At 70.5% G+C, this 18,489-nt stretch carries 14 protein-coding genes and 1 pseudogene; 3 read left to right on the top strand and 12 right to left on the bottom strand.

Annotated elements, in window-relative coordinates; all coding sequences use genetic code 11:
- Positions 1-11 precede the first annotated feature (11 nt).
- The 3 genes from V1460_RS14705 to V1460_RS14695 form a co-directional block, all read right to left on the bottom strand.
- Complete coding sequence (locus V1460_RS14705; protein ID WP_338674174.1) at positions 12-3,047, bottom strand: HAMP domain-containing protein; 3,036 nt, start codon at positions 3,045-3,047, stop codon at positions 12-14.
- Positions 3,048-3,131: 84 nt separating this feature from the next.
- Positions 3,132-3,734: an ATP-binding protein gene (locus tag V1460_RS14700; protein WP_338674173.1), complete on the bottom strand. Its 603-nt coding sequence runs from the start codon at positions 3,732-3,734 to the stop codon at positions 3,132-3,134.
- 12 nt (positions 3,735-3,746) lie between these two features.
- On the bottom strand, positions 3,747-4,187 hold the full coding sequence (locus V1460_RS14695; RefSeq protein WP_338674172.1) for an STAS domain-containing protein: 441 nt from the start codon (positions 4,185-4,187) through the stop codon (positions 3,747-3,749).
- 152 nt (positions 4,188-4,339) lie between these two features.
- Between V1460_RS14695 and V1460_RS14690 the strand changes: the two genes are divergently transcribed.
- A complete protein-coding gene (locus V1460_RS14690) occupies positions 4,340-4,783 on the top strand; it encodes a hypothetical protein (RefSeq protein WP_338674171.1) in 444 nt (147 codons plus the stop codon).
- Between the two features lie 167 nt (positions 4,784-4,950).
- Positions 4,951-5,412, top strand: coding sequence for a cyclic nucleotide-binding domain-containing protein (locus V1460_RS14685; protein WP_338674170.1), 462 nt, complete (start codon positions 4,951-4,953; stop codon positions 5,410-5,412).
- A 171-nt stretch (positions 5,413-5,583) separates the two neighbouring features.
- Here the strand turns inward: V1460_RS14685 and V1460_RS14680 are convergent, their stop codons facing one another.
- From V1460_RS14680 to V1460_RS14655, 6 genes are all read right to left on the bottom strand, one after another.
- Positions 5,584-5,880, bottom strand: a complete 297-nt coding sequence (locus V1460_RS14680; protein WP_338674169.1) for a dsRBD fold-containing protein — start codon at positions 5,878-5,880, stop codon at positions 5,584-5,586.
- A gap of 154 nt (positions 5,881-6,034) precedes the next feature.
- Positions 6,035-7,705 carry an acyl-CoA dehydrogenase family protein gene (locus V1460_RS14675; protein WP_338674168.1) on the bottom strand — a complete coding sequence of 557 codons (1,671 nt, stop codon included), beginning with the start codon at positions 7,703-7,705 and terminating at the stop codon, positions 6,035-6,037.
- 36 nt (positions 7,706-7,741) lie between these two features.
- Entirely contained in the window at positions 7,742-8,368 is a 627-nt protein-coding gene (locus tag V1460_RS14670; RefSeq protein ID WP_338674167.1) for a TetR/AcrR family transcriptional regulator, read from the bottom strand.
- A 202-nt stretch (positions 8,369-8,570) separates the two neighbouring features.
- Positions 8,571-8,897, bottom strand: coding sequence for a hypothetical protein (locus tag V1460_RS14665; RefSeq protein WP_338674166.1), 327 nt, complete (start codon positions 8,895-8,897; stop codon positions 8,571-8,573).
- A gap of 130 nt (positions 8,898-9,027) precedes the next feature.
- Complete coding sequence (locus V1460_RS14660) at positions 9,028-10,839, bottom strand: ABC transporter ATP-binding protein (protein WP_407077457.1); 1,812 nt, start codon at positions 10,837-10,839, stop codon at positions 9,028-9,030.
- 375 nt (positions 10,840-11,214) lie between these two features.
- Positions 11,215-12,255: a hypothetical protein gene (locus V1460_RS14655; RefSeq protein ID WP_338674164.1), complete on the bottom strand. Its 1,041-nt coding sequence runs from the start codon at positions 12,253-12,255 to the stop codon at positions 11,215-11,217.
- Between the two features lie 279 nt (positions 12,256-12,534).
- Between V1460_RS14655 and V1460_RS14650 the strand changes: the two genes are divergently transcribed.
- Positions 12,535-15,768 (top strand): BTAD domain-containing putative transcriptional regulator, encoded by a 3,234-nt coding sequence (locus V1460_RS14650; RefSeq protein ID WP_338674163.1) that lies wholly within the window; start codon positions 12,535-12,537, stop codon positions 15,766-15,768.
- A gap of 75 nt (positions 15,769-15,843) precedes the next feature.
- On the opposite strand, the gene V1460_RS14645 is transcribed toward V1460_RS14650, so the two are convergent.
- The 3 genes and pseudogenes from V1460_RS14645 to V1460_RS14635 all read right to left on the bottom strand — a co-directional run bounded on the left by V1460_RS14645 (position 15,844) and on the right by V1460_RS14635 (position 18,485).
- Positions 15,844-16,065 carry a hypothetical protein gene (locus V1460_RS14645; RefSeq protein WP_338674162.1) on the bottom strand — a complete coding sequence of 74 codons (222 nt, stop codon included), beginning with the start codon at positions 16,063-16,065 and terminating at the stop codon, positions 15,844-15,846.
- Between the two features lie 205 nt (positions 16,066-16,270).
- Positions 16,271-17,140 (bottom strand): annotated as a pseudogene (gene ddaH, locus V1460_RS14640) (dimethylargininase); the annotation flags it as partial.
- 40 nt (positions 17,141-17,180) lie between these two features.
- A complete protein-coding gene (locus V1460_RS14635) occupies positions 17,181-18,485 on the bottom strand; it encodes an MFS transporter (RefSeq protein WP_338674160.1) in 1,305 nt (434 codons plus the stop codon).
- Positions 18,486-18,489 lie beyond the last annotated feature (4 nt).

The following is an 18,489-nucleotide window of genomic DNA, read 5'->3' as shown; positions in this document are numbered from 1 at the left end:
ACCGCGCGGACTCAACGCTGGAGCCACTTCCGGATGCGCGCGATCAGGTCGTACGCGTCGACGGGCTTGGTGATGTAGTCGTTGGCCCCTGCCGCGAGGCTCTTGGCCCGGTCCCCCGGCATCGCCTTGGCGGTGACCACGATCACCGGCACCGAGGCGAACCTCGGCAGCTTCCTGATGGCGGCGGTGGCGCTGTAGCCGTCCATCCCGGACATCATCACGTCCATCACGATCAGATCGACATCGGGGTTCGCGGTGAGCAGCTCGATACCGGAGCGACCGTCGTCAGCCGTCAGCACCCGCATGCCCTCGGCCTCGATGATCTCCGTGAGCGCGTAGACGTTGCGCACATCGTCGTCGATGATCAGCACTGTGCGCCCGGAGAGGCTCGCGCCCCGCGCGGGCTGCTGGGGTGCCCCGGCTCGTACGGGGGACGTACCGGTGCCGCGTGTGGCGAGTCCGGGTGGGGGCTCCTGGGGGACCTCCCCGCCGACGGGCACGTAGAAGGTGAACACGCTGCCTTCGCCCACCCTGCTCTCGGCGACTACCACTCCGCTCAGCAGTTGGGCGAGTTCGCGGCTGATGGACAGGCCGAGGCCGGTGCCGCCGTAGCGTCGGCCGGTGGTCACGGCTCCCTGCTGAAAGGCGCCGAATATCGAGTCCAGGTGCTCCGGGGCGATACCGACCCCGGTATCTTTGACCCGGAACGCGACCACGGGCAGGCCCCTCAGTTCGGAAGGGAGTTCGTCGGCCGACGCGTTCTCCACGCAGAGCCGGACCCCGCCGCTCTCGGTGAACTTGAGCGCGTTGGACAGCAGATTGCGCAGCACCTGCCGCAACCGCGTCTCATCGGTGGTGATGTCAGCCGGCACGTCGTCCGCGGTGCTGACGCCGAAGTCCAGGTTCCGCTCACTGGCCAGCGGACGGAACGTCACCTCCACGTACTCCAGCAGCCGGTGCAGCGGGAAGGGCTCCCGATGGACGTCCATCTTGCCCGCCTCGACCTTGGACAGATCGAGGATGTCGTTGATCAGCTGGAGCAGGTCCGAGCCCGCGGAGTGGATGACCTCCGCATAGTCGACTTGCTTCTCCGTCAGGTTCCCTTCCGGGTTCTGCGCCAGCAACTGGGCCAGGATGAGCAGGCTGTTGAGCGGAGTGCGCAGCTCATGGCTCATGTTGGCGAGGAACTCGGACTTGTACATCGAGGTACGGGAGAGCTGCTTGGCCCGCTCCTCCAGTTCCTGGCGGGCCTGCTCGATCTCCAGGTTCTTGCGCTCGATGTCGCGGTTGCGGTCGGCGAGCAGGGCGGCCTTCTCGGCGAGTTCGGCGTTGGAGCGCTGGAGCTCCTCCTGACGCGCCTGCAGCTCCTGCGACCGCGCGCGCAGTTCGGCGGTGAGCCGCTGGGACTGGTCCAGCAGCTCGTCGGTGCGCGCATGGGCGTTCAGCGAGCTGACGTTGACCCCGACCGTTTCGATGAACTGGTCGAGGAAGTCCCGGTGGATCCGGGTGAACGGGCGCAGCGAGGCGAGTTCCACGGCGCCGAGCACCTGGCCCTCGACCACCACGGGCAGCACGATCAGCGCACCGGGGGCGAGCGAGCCCAGCCCCGAGGAGATCGTGACATAGCCCGGTGGCAGCTCGTCCACGGCGATGGTGCGGCGGCTGAGCGCCGCTTGGCCGACCAGGGACTCACCGGGCCGGAAGCGTAGCGGCCGCCGAGCCTCGCCCTGCGGCCCGGCGGGGACTCCGTACGAGGCGGTCATCACCAGTTCCGTCCCGCCGCCGTCGGCTTCCTCGGCCAGGAAGAATGCTCCGTACTGGGCCGACACCAGCGGAGGCACCTCGTTCATGATGACCGCGGCGACGCTACCCAGGTCGTTGCTGGACTGCATCAGGCCTGACATCCGGGCCAGACTGGTCTTGAGCCAGTCCTGTTCCTCGTTGGCCCGGGTGGTGGCGCGCAGCGACTCGACCATCGAGTTGATGTTGTCCTTCAGGTCGCCGACCTCTCCCGGTGCCTCGACGGCGATGGAACGGGTCAGATCCCCCTCGGCGACCGCGCTGGTCACCTCGGCGATGGCACGGACCTGCCGGGTGAGGTTCCCGGCCAGTTCATTGACGTTCTCGGTGAGCCGCTTCCAGGTCCCGGAGACGCCTTCGACTTCTGCCTGGCCGCCGAGTCTGCCCTCGCTACCGACCTCTCGGGCGACCCGGGTGACCTCGGCTGCGAACGACGACAGCTGGTCGACCATGGTGTTGATGGTGGTCTTGAGCTCCAGGATCTCGCCCCGCGCGTCCACATCGATCTTCCGGGTCAGGTCCCCTCGGGCGACGGCTGTGGTGACCTGGGCGATATTGCGGACCTGGTTGGTCAGGTTGGTCGCCATGGAGTTGACGTTGTCCGTCAGGTCCTTCCAGGTGCCCGACACCCCCCGCACGGTCGCCTGGCCACCGAGATTGCCCTCGGTACCGACCTCACGGGCGACCCGAGTGACCTCCTCGGCGAACGAGGAGAGGCGCTCGACCATGGTGTTGATGGTGGTCTTGAGCTCCAGGATCTCGCCACGGGCATCGACGCGAATCTTCTGGGTGAGGTCACCGCGGGCCACGGCTGTGGCCACCTGGGCGATCGAGCGCACCTGGGACGTGAGGTTGTCGGCCATGGTGTTCACGCCGGTGGTGAGCTCCTGCCAGACTCCGCCGACGTCCCGCACCCGGGCGTGGCCGCCGAGCCGACCCTCGCCACCGACCTCACGGGCGACCCGGGTGACCTCGGCGGTGACCAGGGAGAGCTGGTCGGCCATGCCGTTGTAGACACCGGCGATCTCCCCCATGATGCCCCCGGCGTCGTCCGGCAGACGGGCCGAGAAATCGCCGTCGCGCACAGCGGTGAGGCCCGCCAGCAGCTTGCGCAGACCCTCCTCGCTCAGCTCGGCGGGCGGCCGTGTCTCCGGCGATGGGCCCACCGCCGAATGGTCCCGCAGGCCCTGCGGCGGATCCGCGGGGTGATCACCGGGGTGGCCCCGGGCGTTGCCGGATGCGTTCATCGCCGACCTCGTGTCGCTCGTTCGGCGTCATCTGTCCACTCTCGACTTTCGCACGCACTCCCCCGCCCGACACCCCGGGTGCGTTCAGCAGGTCCCCGGCGCGGTGCCGCGGGGCGGCGTGATCTCCGCCCATACCGTCTTGCCCGAGTCGCCGCGCGACACGGAACCCCAGGCGCGCGCGAGCCTGCCGAGTACGACCAGTCCGTGACCGCCGGGCTTCGCCGGATCGGCATGGGGGCGGGGGCGGGGCGCGATCGGATTGGCGTCGCTCACCTCGATACGCAACCGGTCGGCCGTGCAGTGCAGCACCAGTTCCTCGGGCCCGTCGGCGTGCAGACAGGCGTTGGTGACGAGCTCGGAGACCACCATCAGGACGTCCTCGGCCACCGCGAGGCGTTCCTCGTCCTCGTCGTAGCCGTCATGATCACCCTCGGTGTCGAGGTCGAGGTCGGTGTCGAGGTCGAGGTCGAGGTCGAAAGCGAAGGTGTCCCAGGCGCCCGGCTCGCCGTTCCCGGACGGATCGCCGCCCGGATGGCTCGGATGCGGCGCCGCCGGGCCCCGTTCCGGCAGCCACCCCCAGTCGACGAGCGCCGTGCGACTGAAGTCACGGCAGCGCCCGACCACGCCCCGCGTCCCGGAAAGTACGAGTCTGCGGGTCTGTCCTTGTGCCGGAAGGGCCGCGCTCACGGTTGCTCCCGCCTACTCCCGTCCCGGCTCTGGTGCCTGCGGCGGCCCGGAATCCGGGTCCGGCGCAGGCTCCGCGAGCGCTTCGCCGATGCTTGCGTAGCGCGGGAAGACGGCACCGGCACCGGTGATCGCGAGCATTCTCGCGACCTGCGGGCGCAGCGCCGCCAGCTCGACCCTGGCTCCGGTCTCCTTGGCCGCGAGACGCGCCCGCAGCAGCACGTTCAGCCCGGTGGAGTCGCAGAAGAGCAGCACCGAGCAGTCCACCAGGATGCGCTGTGCACCGGCCGCGATGGCTTCCTCCAGGGCCACGTGCAGTGGCTCCGCGGTGTCGTGGTCGAGCTCGCCCGCGACCGCGACCACGACGATCCCGGGCTCGGGCCACGGGCGCACCGTCACGCTGAAACGGTCGCCGTCGCCGGTGCTGCCCGGCATGCCGTCCCGTGCTGAGACCATGTCCGGCTCTCCGTCGTCTCCTCGGCTTGCGGTGACACCCCCGACTATGACACCGCCACCGACTCACCGCTTCCGGCACGGCTGGATGGCTACGCTGAATTGTCGGCATTTTCGGGCTTCTATCTCTTGAGCGGCGAAAGCGGGCATATCAGATGAATGCACACCGTGACTTCGAGCTGCTGGCCGTGACCGTCCGGGTGGACGGGCGCCCCGACGTTCCCGTCCCCCTGAACGCGCGTGACCGGGACGACGCACCCGGCCGCGCGCCGGAGCCGGTGCAGATCAGCCTCAAGGAAGGCGCCGAGTTCCGGCTCCGCCTCAAGTTCCGCGTGTCGACGAGGGATGACCTCGAAGGCCTCAAGTTCATCGACGAGCGGACCCGCCAGGGCGTGGTCGTGGTGCACACGGAGACGCATCTGGGCGACTTCCGGCAGGGCGGGCCGTACGAAGTCGTGCTGCCGCCGGTGCATCTGCCGACCGGGCATCTGGCCCGTGACCACTACGCATGCGCCGGGACCTTCGTGGACGCGGGCGGCAGGGAGCTCGGGCGGGAGACATACGACCTGGAGATCACGAAGGAGTGGCCGCCGCCTTGATGGCACCGCCCATGGGCGCCGGAGTGCCGCGCCGCCTCTTGGCCGGCCGTTGCCGAGTCCCCCGCGGGCGGACCCGGCAATCGACAACAGGGCGAATTCAGCGGCGCGGGAGGCGCCGGGCCGTGCGACGCTTGAGATGAGTCGGCGCCCGGAACGGAGGTCCCGCGATGACCACGTCTTCCCTTCGCATGACAGCCGCCTTGGCGGCCGAGCACCGCGCCCGGTTGCTGGAGATCGCCGAGGACGTCAAGTTCCCCGAGGGTTACCACGTCTTCGAGGAGGGACGGCTCGCCGACCGGTTCTGGATCATCAAGTCCGGCACGATCAGCCTGCACATGGCCGTCCCGGGGCGGCGCCCGGCGGTGATCGAGAACCTGGGCTTCGGTGAACTCGTGGGCTGGTCCTGGCTGTTCCCCCCGTTCGTATGGCAGCTCGGCGCCGAGACGATGACTCCGGTTCGCGCGCAGCAGTTCGACGCACGGACCGTTCGCATGCTGATGGACGCCGATCCGGCACTCGGCTCGGCGGTGGGCCAGTGGGTGGGGAGGGTGCTCGCCCACCGGCTCCACGCGGCACGGGTGCGGCTGCTCGACCTCTACGCGCCCTACGGCAGCGGTATCACCGACTAGCACGGCCTGGTGCGGCGCGCCGGTCTCCGATCCTGATCCCGACGCACCTGGCCTCGGCGCTGCCGACCTCGACCCTGATCCCTACGCACCTGGCATCGACGCCTGACACCCGGCAGCGGACCCGGCCATGGCCCGGTTCGGGCACTGGTGCGCCTGGTCGGGTCGGTGGTGCTACGTGGCGGCCCCGGGCCAGCCGTAGGGCGGCGCCGTCACCGTGTCGGGGCCTGCGCCGACACTTTCGAGGTCGCGGTTGGCCTCGCGCATCAGCTTGCTCGCGAGGTCCTTCATCGCCCGGCTCGCGGCCAGTTCATCTCCGATCTCCGGGATGTCCAGATCCTGGGGGTTGCACCGGGCGACCCCGTGCCCGGTGTAGGTCGTGGTACCGGTGTCGAGTACGACCCGGGCCTTCGTCGTACCGTCCTCCTCGACCAGGACCAGCCCCATCCGCCACTCCGCTGTCCGCGTCATGGTGGCGTCCACCTCCTCACCCGGGCCACGCACGGCGATGCGCCGCGCCGTGGGCTCCCTGTCCCCAGGATCCCTCGGCGCGGCACACTCCGCGCCCCGAACTCGAACAATCAAGCGAATCGGATCGGGCAGACGCCCCCTGGCCTCAGTCGGCTCAGGCCCGCGCGCCCGGGACCCGGGCGATGATCCTCGCGCGGTCCACCCCGGTCGGCAGCGTCCCGAAGGCGAGTCCGTGCCCCCCGGCCAGCCGCGAGACGCAAAACGCGTCGGCGACGGCCGGCGGCGCGTAGCGTACGAGCAGCGAACCCTGGAGGACCAGGGCCATCCGCTCGACGAGCCATCGGGCCCGGAGCTCCGCGTCATCGGACCGCGTGAGTTCGGCGCGCAACTCGCGCCATGCGGTGTCGAGCCGGGCGTCCGCACCGGCCGCGAGCGCGATCTCGTCCGCGTAGGCCTGGAGCGAGTCCGGTTCGCGAGTCAGGGCGCGCAGCACATCGAGGGCGCTGACATTGCCGGAGCCCTCCCAGATGCCGTTGAGAGGGGCGTCCCGATAGAGACGCGGCAGGTCGGAGTCCTCCACGAAGCCGTTGCCGCCGAGGCACTCCAGCGCCTCCGCCACCATGGCGGGCTGGCGTTTGCACACCCAGTACTTGGCGACGGCCGTGGCCAGCCGGAGGAAGCGCTGTTCCTGGCCGTCGCCCCGCTGCGCCCGGTCGACCGCACCCGCCACACGCAGGGCGAGTGTGGTCGCGGCCTCGGACTCGATGGCGAGGTCCGCGATGACATTGCGCATCAGCGGCTGGTCGATGAGCGTGGCTCCGAAGGCCGAGCGGTGGCGCACATGGTGTCCCGCGAGGGTGAGCGCGGTGCGCATCCCGGAGGCGGAGCTGAGGATGCAGTCGAGCCGGGTCATGGTGACCATCTCGATGATGGTGCGCACGCCGCGCCCCACCGGGCCGACGAGCCAGGACACGGTGTCGTCGAACTCGGGCTCACTGCTGGCGTTCCCGCGGTTGCCGAGCTTGTCCTTGAGGCGCTGGATGCGGAAGGTGTTGCGGCTCCCGTCGGGCAGCACGCGCGGCACGAGGAAGCAGGACAACCCCCCGTTCCCGGCACCGGCCGCGCCGGGCTCGGCCTGCGCGAGCACGAGGAACAGGTCGTTCATGGGCGCGCTGGTGAACCACTTGTGGCCGCGCAGCCGCCAGGTCCCGTCCGTCTGGGGTGTGGCGTTGGTGGTATTGGCGCGTACGTCCGAGCCGCCCTGCTTCTCGGTCATCCCCATTCCGGCGAGCAGCCCGCGCTTGCCCGCGGGTGAGCGCAGCCCCGGGTCGTACACCCTGCCGGTGAGCAACGGCTCGTACAGCGCGGCCTGCTCGGGCGCGTGCCGCAGGGCGGGGACGACGGCGTACGTCATGGACACCGGGCACAGATGGCTCTGGTCGGCGAAGCCCCACACCATCAGTCCGGCCGCACGGGCGACATGGGATCCGGGCTTGCCCTCCGCCCAGGGGGTGCCGCCCAGGCCCTCGCGGATCGCGACGTCCATGAGGGCGTGGTAGGAGGGGTGGAAGTCGACCTCGTCGACACGGTTGCCATAGCGGTCGTGGGTGCGCAGCACCGGCTCGTAGCGGTTGGCCTCGTACCCCCAGTGCCTCGCCTCCTCCGAGCCGGCGAGCCGCCCGATGCGGTGCAGGTCCTCCCCATACCATTCCGCGCCTTCGTTCCGGATGCCTTCCAGCAGCACGGGGTCGTCGGCCACGTCGTGGTCCGTGAGCGGCGGCGCCTGGTTGGTCACCTCGTGGGTGCGTACGGGGTTACTGCGCATCGGGATCCTCCGGGACTCGGGGCAACGCGTGGGTGGCTACTGCGGCTGCTGCGCGGGCACGGCGCCCGCGCAGCGCAGGGACATGGCGGCCAACTCGGCCACGAGACGGTCGGCGTCGGCCCCATCCGCGGGTCCGGAGAGCGGGTCGACCAGCACCTCGCCGATCGCGCCGGTGAGAGCGGCCGCGGTGACCTCCGGGTCCTGTTCGGGCAGCAGACCGCCGGACACACCCTCGCGGATCACCTCGGCGAACATGCCGCGGTAGCGCCTGCGGAACTCCAACCGCGCCGACTCCACAGCGGGTTCGGACGGGGCGGCCAGCAAGGCGTAGGCCACGCCCCGGCTTTCCATGGCCCGTCGCGCGAAGACGGTCACGGCGCGCGTGAGGCGTTCGACGGGGTCCCCGCTGCCGTCCCGCAGTACGGCGCCGAGCACATCGGCCTCGCGTCCGGCGGCGCGGCGGAACACCTCGACGGCGAGTGCTGCCTTCGAGGGGAAGTGCTGGTACACCGAGCCCACCGACATACCGGCCGCCGCAGCGACCGCGGTGACGGACGCCTGCGACCAGCCGACATCCGCGACGACGGCGATCGCCTCGTCCACGAGCCGCTCGCGGGCGGCGGTCAGCCGGTCCTCGACAGCGGGGGTCTTTCGGTAGGCCATGGAAGGAGTGAACCACCGTTCAGCTCTTCATGCCAGAGCGCACGCAAGGTGCGGACCCCGGCAACACCGCAAGGCTCATTTGCGGGGATCCGGAAATGCGTGCGGGCCCGGTCGCCAACCGGGCCCGCGGTCGGCCACTCACGGGCCTGACCAGTTCTGGAACTTCAACCGTCGCCGTTAAGGCAGTTCGACGGCAGCGTTCTCACCGGCCGCCGCCGTTGCCGCCGTAGCCACCATTGCCGTAGCCACCGTTGCCGTAGCCACCGTTGCCGTAGCCACCGTTGCCGTAGCCACCGTTGCCATAGCCACCGTTGCCGTAACCACCGTTGCCATAACCGTAGTTACCGTAGTCGCCGTCATAGCCGTAGCCGTTGTAGCCGTCATCGCAGTAGCCGTAGCCGTTCCAACCCCAGGACGAACAGCCGTAGTCGTTCCCGGCGTCACTGGCAAACGCCCCACTGGCAGGCACTACCGCGAGTGCGAGACCCGCAACCGCCGCAGAGGCTGCGGCAACTATCCGTCGGCGCATTCTCGACACCTCCGTGCACTCATTGAAACAGGAACATTTCCGACAATTTCCACGCTCCTCCCCCTCGGTGGTGATGTCAAACGGGCGAGGTTCCCGGGGCGGGCGACACCCGGCCCCGGGGCCTGGAAACTCAGACGGGCACCCCGGCAGGAGCCGGGCTGTCATCGATGAAGCCTCCCGACTGATGCCGCCAGAGCTTCGCGTACGCGCCGTCGGCGGTGAGCAACTCCTCGTGCGTGCCCTGTTCCACGATGCGCCCGTGATCGAGGACCACGAGCCTGTCCATGGTCGCGACCGTGCTCAACCTGTGCGCCACCACGATTGCCGTACGCCCCTCCATGAGGCGCCACAGCGCCTCCTGGACGAGGATCTCGCTCTCCGAATCCAACGCGCTGGTCGCCTCGTCGAGCAGCAGGATCGGCGCATCACGGAGTATCGCCCGGGCGAGAGCGACCCGCTGACGCTGCCCGCCGGACAGCTTCACACCCCGCTCCCCCACCAGTGTGTCGAAGCCGTCCGGCATTGCGTCGGCGAATTCCGTGACATGCGCCGCCTCAGCCGCGCTGCGGATCTCGGCTTCGCCGGCGCCCGGCCGGGCGAACGCGATGTTGTCCCGCAGCGTGCGGTGGAACATCGCCGGCTCCTGGGGCACGTAGGAGATCAGACCGCGCAGATCGGTCTGGCGCAGGCGACTGATGTCCTGCCCGCCGATCAGGATCCGGCCGCCGTCGACATCCGTCATCCTCAGCAGCAATCGGGTGAGTGTGGTCTTGCCGCCGCCGGACCGCCCCACGAGACCGATCTTCGTACCACTGGGCACGGTCAGATCGAGCCCATGGAAGAGCGGCTCCGCGCCCTGGTGCGTGTAGTCGACCCGCTCGAAGCGGACCTCGGCGCTCGCGGGTTCCAGTGGTTCGGGCGACTTCGGGTCGTGCACGGTGGAAGGCGTCAGCAGCAGTTCGGTGAACTGCGCAGCCTCCGTCATCGCTCCTTCCAACCGCCGGTAGATCTGGTTGAAGTCGAACATGATCCGCGTCGCGTTGGTGTAGTAGGTGAAGGCGACCACGATCGCCTCCACCCCGTGCCCGCCCCCGCCGAGGGTGACCGCGAGCAGCAGTCCTATGACATTGGTCGCCACGGACATGGGCGCGACCAGCGTATCGATACGCAGGTTCCCGTAGTCCCAGGAGGCGAGCGAGAGCCGCCGAGACTCCGCTACGCGGGACCGGTGCTCCGCCGCCTCGCGCTCCTCGGCGGCGAACGCCCGGACCGTCTCCATGTTCGCCAGACTGTCGGCGACATGTCCCGACACCCGGGCGATCGCCTCCTCCCGCTCTCTCACCAGCGTCTGACGGCGGCGGATGAGCGGCCGCACGCACAACGCCGTGAAGGCGATCATCGCCAACAGCCCGACGACGAAAAGCGGATCGTACTGCCACAACACCACTGACCCGAACACCAGCGGCACCAGGCTTGCCACGACCGAGAAGGTCAGCGTGTCCACGAACTGCTCGAACCGGGAGGCGAAACTGAGTACCCGCTTGGTCAGCGACCCGGCGAAGTTGTCATGGAAGAACGCGGCATCCTTGGCGAACAGTTCGTCCATCCCGATCACGTACAGGTGCTCGATCCCACGCGCGTCAAGCCGGTTGAGGCAGTGCAGCCCGATGCGCCACAGCACCTCCGAGAGGAGCAGCACACCGGCGAAACCGATGACATAGGGCATCGCCGCGCCGACGGCGACCCCGTCGCCACCGGACACCCGCCCGACGAGCTTCGCGACGACCAGCGGCGCGATGTAGTTGATTCCGATGTTGCCCACTGCCGGAAGCAGCATCGCGGGCACCGTGAGCGGCCGGAGCCGGACCAGCTCCCGCCCGTAGTAGCGAAGCGCGAGGAGCACCGAGCCCCTGCGCGGTGGAACGCGACGTGATTCAGCCATCACCATCCCAACCTCGTTTTTTCGTGCAGCGGTTCGCATGCCGACGCGGCACCGCGGAACCGTGGAATTCGAATCGGGCCCTCACTCGCCCCGGTGGCGATCGCCTCGATCGCCGCGTGCGGATACGGGAGGGCCGGGCATCGCAGTGTCCCGCGACACCTCGCACGGCGTCCAAAGATTTTTCTCAAATGGCCACATATCGCACACGTGTGCACCTCCCGGGGCGACACCCTTGTGCTCCAGACGTGCCGACGACGAAGCCCCCGGCCGGTGAAAATCCCCGCCGGGGGCTGAGCTCGTTGTCCACCAGTGCTCCCGCAGTGCTCGCGCGACTCTCTCAGCCGGGATGCCCGCAGGCGGCGACGCGTTCTGAGCTCAACAGACGGTGTCCCAGCGGTGGAGGGCCTGCAGGGCGGCCATGCGGGTGGTGGGGGCGGCCGGGGTCCGGGCCGGGGTGAGGAGGTAGTCGGCGACTGGAGTGAGGAGGAGCAGGGTCTCCGGGGTGGGAGTGAGGAGGCGAGCCTCGTCCCAGTCGTGGCGGATGACGGTGCGGCGGAGGAGGGTACCGTGTCGGTCGGGGAGGGGTGCGGCCGTGGTGGCTGTCTCGGCTCGGCGGCGGAGTTCGGGCGCGAGTTCGAGGGCGAGTTCGGCGCGGACCGCGGCGAGTGAGCCGAGCTGGACCTGCCCGGCGGCGTGGTCGAGGAGGCCCGCGGCCTCGGGGGCAAGGCGGTAGGCGGCGAGTACCGCCGCGGTCTCCGCGGGTTCGAAAGGCCGGCGGGCGAGGGCGGCCATGTCGAGGAGTGTGACGGGGCCGGGAGGCTGTGCGGACCGGTCGATACGCGACTCCGCCAGCGCGATGAGGCACTCGACATGCTGGTCGGCGACGAGGTAGGGCCGGACAGGCACGGCCGAGCCGTCACCGGGCAGGGCGGCGGTGCTGAGGTGGACGCGGTACCAGGGGTCGACCAGCGGATCTTCGGCGGGCCAGTGCACCGTGACGGCCGTGTGGTGCGGTCGTTCGCCGAGCAGTGAGACGTCGATGTGCTCCACCGGGTGGTCGGTCACCAGACGGATGACCGCTTGCCACAGGGCGGCCTCGTCGGGGGCGACGAGGTCCAGGGTGTCCAGCGGCCGGAGAAGGCCGCCCGGGTAGTAACCGGCGAGGGGAAGCCCGCGGATGGCACGAACGCCGGTGGAACGGGCCAGGCCGGCGGAGAGACGGGCGTAGTGGTCGGCCCGGTCGCGGGCACGGCGGAGTTCGGCACGGGCGGGCTCACCCATCCGGACGCCGTCGCCAACCAGGGCGGACAGCACCAGGTGGGGCAGATGGCGGCCGGCCCGGGCGCGGTGGAGGAGTTCGGCCGGCCCGGCGGCCGGGTCGACGTCGAGCAGCCGGTACAGCAGTGCGGTGTTCACGGACGTCCGCCTCCGAACATGGGGTCAGGCCCGGCGCCACCGGCGGCCGAGGGGGCGGGCGGGCGGTGCCGGACCGTCTCCGGGTGCCCGCGGCACGACGATCCTCCACGTCGAGGTTCAACCTCCGATCACCACAGGCTCAACAAGCTCTCGACATCGAGTGCGATGCTGTGGTTAAAAGGTGACACAAAATTAGACATGTGTGCCGAGCGGGGCGGCCACTGTGTTCTGGCTGGGGGGCTGGAATTGGGCGATCTCCGTTTCTCGTTACTCGGTCTGATGCGGGCTCACCGGGGCGCGACCGCGCTCAAGATCGGAAGCCCGCAGCAGCAGGCGATGCTGGCGGTCCTCCTGCTGCGGCCGGGGTACTCGGCGAGCGCCACCGACCTCATCGCCGCGCTGTGGGGCGAAGAGCCGCCGAATGCGGCGATGACCACGGTGCGTACCTACGCATGGCGATGGCGCAAGGTGCTGGACGCGGGAGGGAAGAGCGAAGAGGGGGCCGATGGGGACGGGGCCGAACGGCCCGCGCCGAGTGTGCTGGTGTCGATGGGCGACGGCTACCGGTTGGTGCTGCCGAAGCTCGCCGTGGACTCCGCGGAGGCGGAGGCTCTTGGCGCAGAGGCGGAGCGCATCGGGCGGACCGAACCGCTGCGCGCCCGCGACCTCCTCAACCAGGCGCTGGAGCTGTGGCAGGGCGAACCGCTGGCGGGAATACCCGGCCCGTTCGCCGAGCGGCACCGGCAACGTCTCGAGGAACTGCGGCTCACCTTGCTGGAGGAGCGGATAGGGCTGGATCTGACGCTCGGCCGCCACTCGCGTTGCATCCCCGAACTGACCGCGCTCACCACCGAGCACCCGCTGCATGAACAGGCGTACGGACTGCTGATGCGGGCGCTGTACCAGGCCGGGCGGCAGGCGGACGCGCTGGCTGTGTACCGCGGGGTACGGCAGCTGTTCCTCGCGGAGCTAGGGGTCGCACCCGGGTCGGAGCTTGAGCAGCTGCACCGGAGGATCCTGGAGGGGGACCCCTCGCTGGCCGCTCCGGAGCAGGGTCCGACGACAACGGCAACGACGGCTGGGAGCGCCACTGTTCGGGGGCCGAGGGCTTCGGAGGAGCCCGAGAACTCCTTGGATCCGAGCGGTGGCGCCGCCGAGGCCGACAACTCCGGGAGCGGGGCCGGTCCCTCGGCGGCCGAGCCGGTGAGCCGGCCGCCGGAGAAGGGCCGGGCGGAGACAGCCGTCCGGCCGGCGGCCGGTCCACCGCGGCCCGCCCAGCTTCCGCCGGACGCGGCCGACTTCACCGGACGGACGGCGCCGGTCCGCGTACTGGACGAGGCACTCGGCACACCATCGGCGCAGGCGCTGGTGATCGCCACCGTGGTCGGTATGGGCGGAGTCGGCAAGACGGCACTGGCGCTCCATGTGGCTCACCGGGTACGCGAGACCTACCCGGACGGGCAGCTCTACGTGGACCTGCGCGGTTCCGACCCGGTACCGGCCGATCCCGAGGCGGTGCTGAGCGGCTTCCTGGTGGCACTCGGGGTGCCGGACGACGCCGTGCCGGACGGACTGGACGCACGCTCGGCGCTGTTCCGCTCCGTGGTGGACGGGCGGCGGCTGCTGCTGGTCCTCGACAACGCCAAGGACGCGGCGCAGATCCGACCACTGCTCCCGGGGGCGGTCGGCTGCGCGGTCCTCACCACCGGGCGTACGCGGCCGGCGGGGCTGCCGGCCGGCGTGCAGGTCGACCTGGACGTGTTCCAGCCGTCCGAGGCACTGGACCTGCTGGGCCGCACCATCGGCGCGCAACGGCTGGAGTGCGAACGGAAGGCGGCGCTGGAGTTGGTGGTGGCCTGCGGCTATCTGCCGTTGGCGGTCCGCATCGTGGCCGCCCGGCTCGCGGCCCGGCCGACCTGGACCGTGGAGACGCTGAGCCGGCGACTCCAGGTGGAGCGGCGGCGGATCGACGAGCTGCGGATCGGCGATCTCGCGGTGGCGGCGGCTTTCGAACTGAGCTATCGCCAGCTGACCTCCGACCAGGCTCGCGCGTTCCGGCTGGTCGCATCGGTTGACGGTCCGGACATCGGGCTTCCGGCCGCCGCGGCGCTGCTCGACCTCGACGAGTACGAGGCCGAGGACCAGTTGGAGGCTCTGGTGGATGTGGCGATGCTGGAGTCGCCGTTCCCGGGACGGTACCGCTACCACGACCTGCTGCGGGCGTTCGCTCGGCGGCGTCCGGCGATGACCGGGGGCTCCCCTGGCACGGGAGGCGTCGCCTCGGAGACCGCTGAGGTCGTGGCGGCTCGGGACAGGTTGCTGGACCATCTGCTGGCCACGGCCTGCACCGCCTTCCAGCACGCGGTGCCGGGCGATCCTGCGGCTGGCGCGCTGGGGCCGGCCCGCTCTCCGGGGGTGGAGCTGGCGGGGTGGGATGCGGCCCGGGACTGGACGGCGGCGGAGCGTGCGGGCGCGGTGGCGCTGGCCGCCCAAGTCGCCGCTGACGCGGGAGCCGGGGCAGGCCGCATGGTGCCGCCGGACGGCGTGCGGAGCACGGCGGCGCCCGAAAGCGCACCCGGCGCGGCGTTGCCCGACGCCGCCCATGGCATGGCGCTGCGAGCCGCGATCGACCTGCTGATCGCACTCACTCCGTTCGTGCTGACCCCGCCGAGCCGTCAACTCGCCTCCACCGCTGATGCGCTGGCCGAGGCGGCTGTGCGGCACGGCGATGTCCGTGCCGCCGGACGTGCGCACTTCCTGCGCGGGAACGTCGCCTTGGCGGCGACCCGGCTGGACGCGGCCGAGGCGGCGGCGCGCCAGGCGGTGGACGCGGCGCGGCGTGCCGGTGACACCGTGATACTCCGTCAGGCACTCAACGACCTCGGGCTGATCTGCCAATTCCTCAGCCGCTTCGACGAGGCGGTGGACCACTACGACGAGGCGCTGCTGCTGGCGAACGAACTGGGGCACCGCTCCGGCGCCTTGGTGACGACCGTGAACGCGGCACTGGCACGAGTACGCAGTGGACGGGCGGTCGAGGCGGTGGAGATCTGCCACGAGGTGCTCGCCGAACTGCGGACCCGTCAGGACGACCCGGGCCGGGCGTACACCCTGTACGTACTCGGCCTTGCGCTGCACGGGCTCGGGAGGCATGAGGAAGCCGTGACCTGGTTCCGGGAGTGTCTTGCTGTGGCGACGGGGGCTGCTCTGCGGGACCGGGCGGCGCACGCGCGCTACCGATTGGCGGACAGTCTGCGGTCGCTGGGCCGGGCCGACGAGGCGCTCGACCACGCCGGGCAGGCGCTGGCGCTCTGCGAGGAGCTGGGGGCGGAACGGGACCAGGCGCAGGCGCTGGTGGTGCTGGGCCGGTCGCTGGCCGATCTCGGGCGCGGGGCCGAGTCGGTGGCGCGGTTGCGGCAGGCGTACGAGATCTTCCGGCGACTGGGGCTTCCGGAAGCCACCGAGGTGGCCGGTCTGCTGGAGGAGCCGACACCGGCGCTGGTCGATCCCTGACCCGGGTGCCGGAGCCTTGAAGCAGCATCCGACAGGGAAACGGTTCTCCTGAACCGCGCCGCGCACCGGTGCGGTTCAGGAACCGCTGCTGTTCCAGTCCTTGTCGTCGGTCGAGGTGGGGGACGGTACCGGCACGGCGTTCTGGCTGGTGCTGACGTCCCCGCCCTGCCCGGTGCCGCTGGTACCGTCGGCCATCGCCGTGCCGGCGGCGCCGACCGCGATCACCGCGCTGAGACCGAGGCCCGCGACGACCAGCCGGAACCGGGTGGCATCGAGAGTGTTCGCGCGCTTCGCCATGACTGCTCCCTTGGTCTCCTTCCCTGGTGGGAAGGGGTTTTGCCGGGCTTCCCGGACTGCTCCGGGCTGATGGGATCAGCTTGGCAGGGCACGTTCAACAGCCGATCGACGCACGAGCACCGTGCGTCGATCGGCTTCATTGATCGGCGTTGAGCGGGGCATCCGGTGTGTGGAGAAGGCCCTGGAACCAGTCATCCGGTACGGCTCAGGCGACGGCCTCGCGGATCTCCAGGGTGCAGCACTTCACACTGCCGCCTCCCTTGAACAGCTCGGAGAGGTCCATGCCGATCGGCCGGAAGCCGCGCTCGCGCAACCTCGCCGCCACTCCTGTCGCCGCTTCCGGCAGCACCACGTTCAGACCGTCGCTCATCAGATTGAGCCCGAACACCTCGGCGTCCGCCTCCTGCACCAGCACCGCGTCCGGGAAGAGCCTCCGCAGCACCGCCCTGCTGCCCGCCGAGAACGCTCCGGGGTAGTACATGACCTCGTCGGTGTCGAGAACGCTGAGCGCGGTGTCGAGGTGGTAGAAGCGCGGGTCCACGAGGTCCAGGCCGATCACCGGGCGGCCGAGGAACTCCTGTGCCTCCGCGTGTCCGGCTGACACACTGCGGAAACCGCGCCCGGCCAGCAGGTGGCTGCCCGTCAGCAGCAGGTCGCCCTCTCCCTCGTTGAGGTGGACCGGATCGTGGGTGGTGAAGCCGTTGGCACGGAACCACTCCAGGTAGGCCGGGCCCTCGGCAGCGCGCTCGGCGTTGCGGAACCGGGCGCCGAGCACCTTGCCGTCGATGACGGTGGCGCCATTCGCCGCATAGACCATGTCGGGCAGTCCGGGCAGCGGATCGATCAGGTCGACGCGGTGGCCGAGCGCGACGTACCGGTCGTGGAGCCGCTCCCACTGGGCCACCGCGAGGTCCGTATCGACCGGCTTGGCCGGGTCCATCCAGGGGTTGATCGCGTAACTGACCTCGAAGTGGGTCGGACGGCACATCAGGAAGCGGCGCGGGCGGGCGAGACGGGTCACAGGAGGCTCCGAGGCATGAGGGGGTGAGGGGGTGAGGGGTGAGGTGAGACGAAGCGCAGTGCGGAACGGGTAGCGGGAGAGCGAGGAGCGGCGCTCAGGAGTCCGCGGGGCGCTCCGGGAAACTGCGCAGGCCGCGGAGCGGGCCTGCCACCAGGACCGCACCGGCCGACAGCAGCACGCTCGCCATGATCCAGAGAGTGGTGCGGGCGCCGAGGATCTCGCCGAGCCAGCCACCGAGCAGGGCACCGACCGGGATCGCGCTGAAGTTGACCGTCGAGGCGCTGGCGCGGATCCGGCCGATCATGGCGGGCGGGCAGTACGCCTGGTAGAAGCTGGCGGCGATGACGTTTCCCGCGATCACACCGCAGACCGAGACCGACCAGGCCACCGCGCTCACCGCCAGCGGCACCCGCTCCCCCGTCATCGGGAGCAGGAGGATGAACGGTGCCCCCACCAACTGGCAGAGGAGCAGCCCGCGCGCCGTACCGAACCGGCGGGCGATCCGCCCGGCGAGCGCCGCCCCGGCGAGCCCGCCGACCGATACCACCGCGAACACCGCCCCGATGCCGGCAGGTGTCACACCCACGCTGCGTACCAGGAAGATGGTCTGCACCGCCTGGATGCCATTGAGGCCGAGATTGCCGACTGCCGCGAAGCCCGCCAGGGAGCGCAGGTACGGGTCGTGCACCAGGAACCGGACCCCCTCGCCGATCTCGCGCAGGATCCCCCGCCGTTCCGAGACCGCGGGCGGCTTCTCCTCCACCTTGATCGTGCCCACGCAGATCGCCGCCACAAGGTAGGTGACCGCGTCGGCGAGAAGTCCGCTGACCGCGCCGAACGCCTGGGCGAGCAGCCCGGCCAGGCCGGGCCCCGCGATCTCCGCCGCCGCGTCCCCGGAGCGCAACTTGACGTTGGCCTCCAGCAGATCTCGCTTGGCGACCAGCGCGGGCAGTACGGCGCTGTTCGCGGTGGACAGGAACACCTTGACGGCACCGGCCAGCAGCGCGACCACCACCAACTGGGCCATGGTCAACACGCCCAGCCAGCCGGCCACCGGCACACTGCCGAACAGCACCAGCAGAAGGAGGTCGCAGACCAGCATCACCTTCAGCCGGGGCCAGCGGTCCACCCAGGCTCCGGCCACCAGGCCGAGGAAGAGCCAGGGCACCCAGGCGGACGCGGTCAGCACGCCGACCATGAACGGCGATGCCTCCAGGGTGACGACGGCCACCAGGGCGAGCGCGACACTGCCGACGGCAGTGCCGAGGCCGCTGGTCGTCTCACCGATCCAGAGCTTGCGGAAGTTGTCCTGTGCCCAGAGGCCCCAGCGGCTCGCCCGCGGTGCTTCGGCCTCGGGGGGCGAGGGCGGGGACGGCGGTCTGACAGAGGCTGTGGTCATGGCG

The sequence above is a fragment of the Streptomyces sp. SCSIO 30461 genome (assembly GCF_037023745.1).
Classification (GTDB): domain Bacteria; phylum Actinomycetota; class Actinomycetes; order Streptomycetales; family Streptomycetaceae; genus Streptomyces.
The sequence above is the reverse complement of the archived record's forward strand: the minus strand, read 5'-3'. Positions and strand labels throughout refer to the sequence as shown.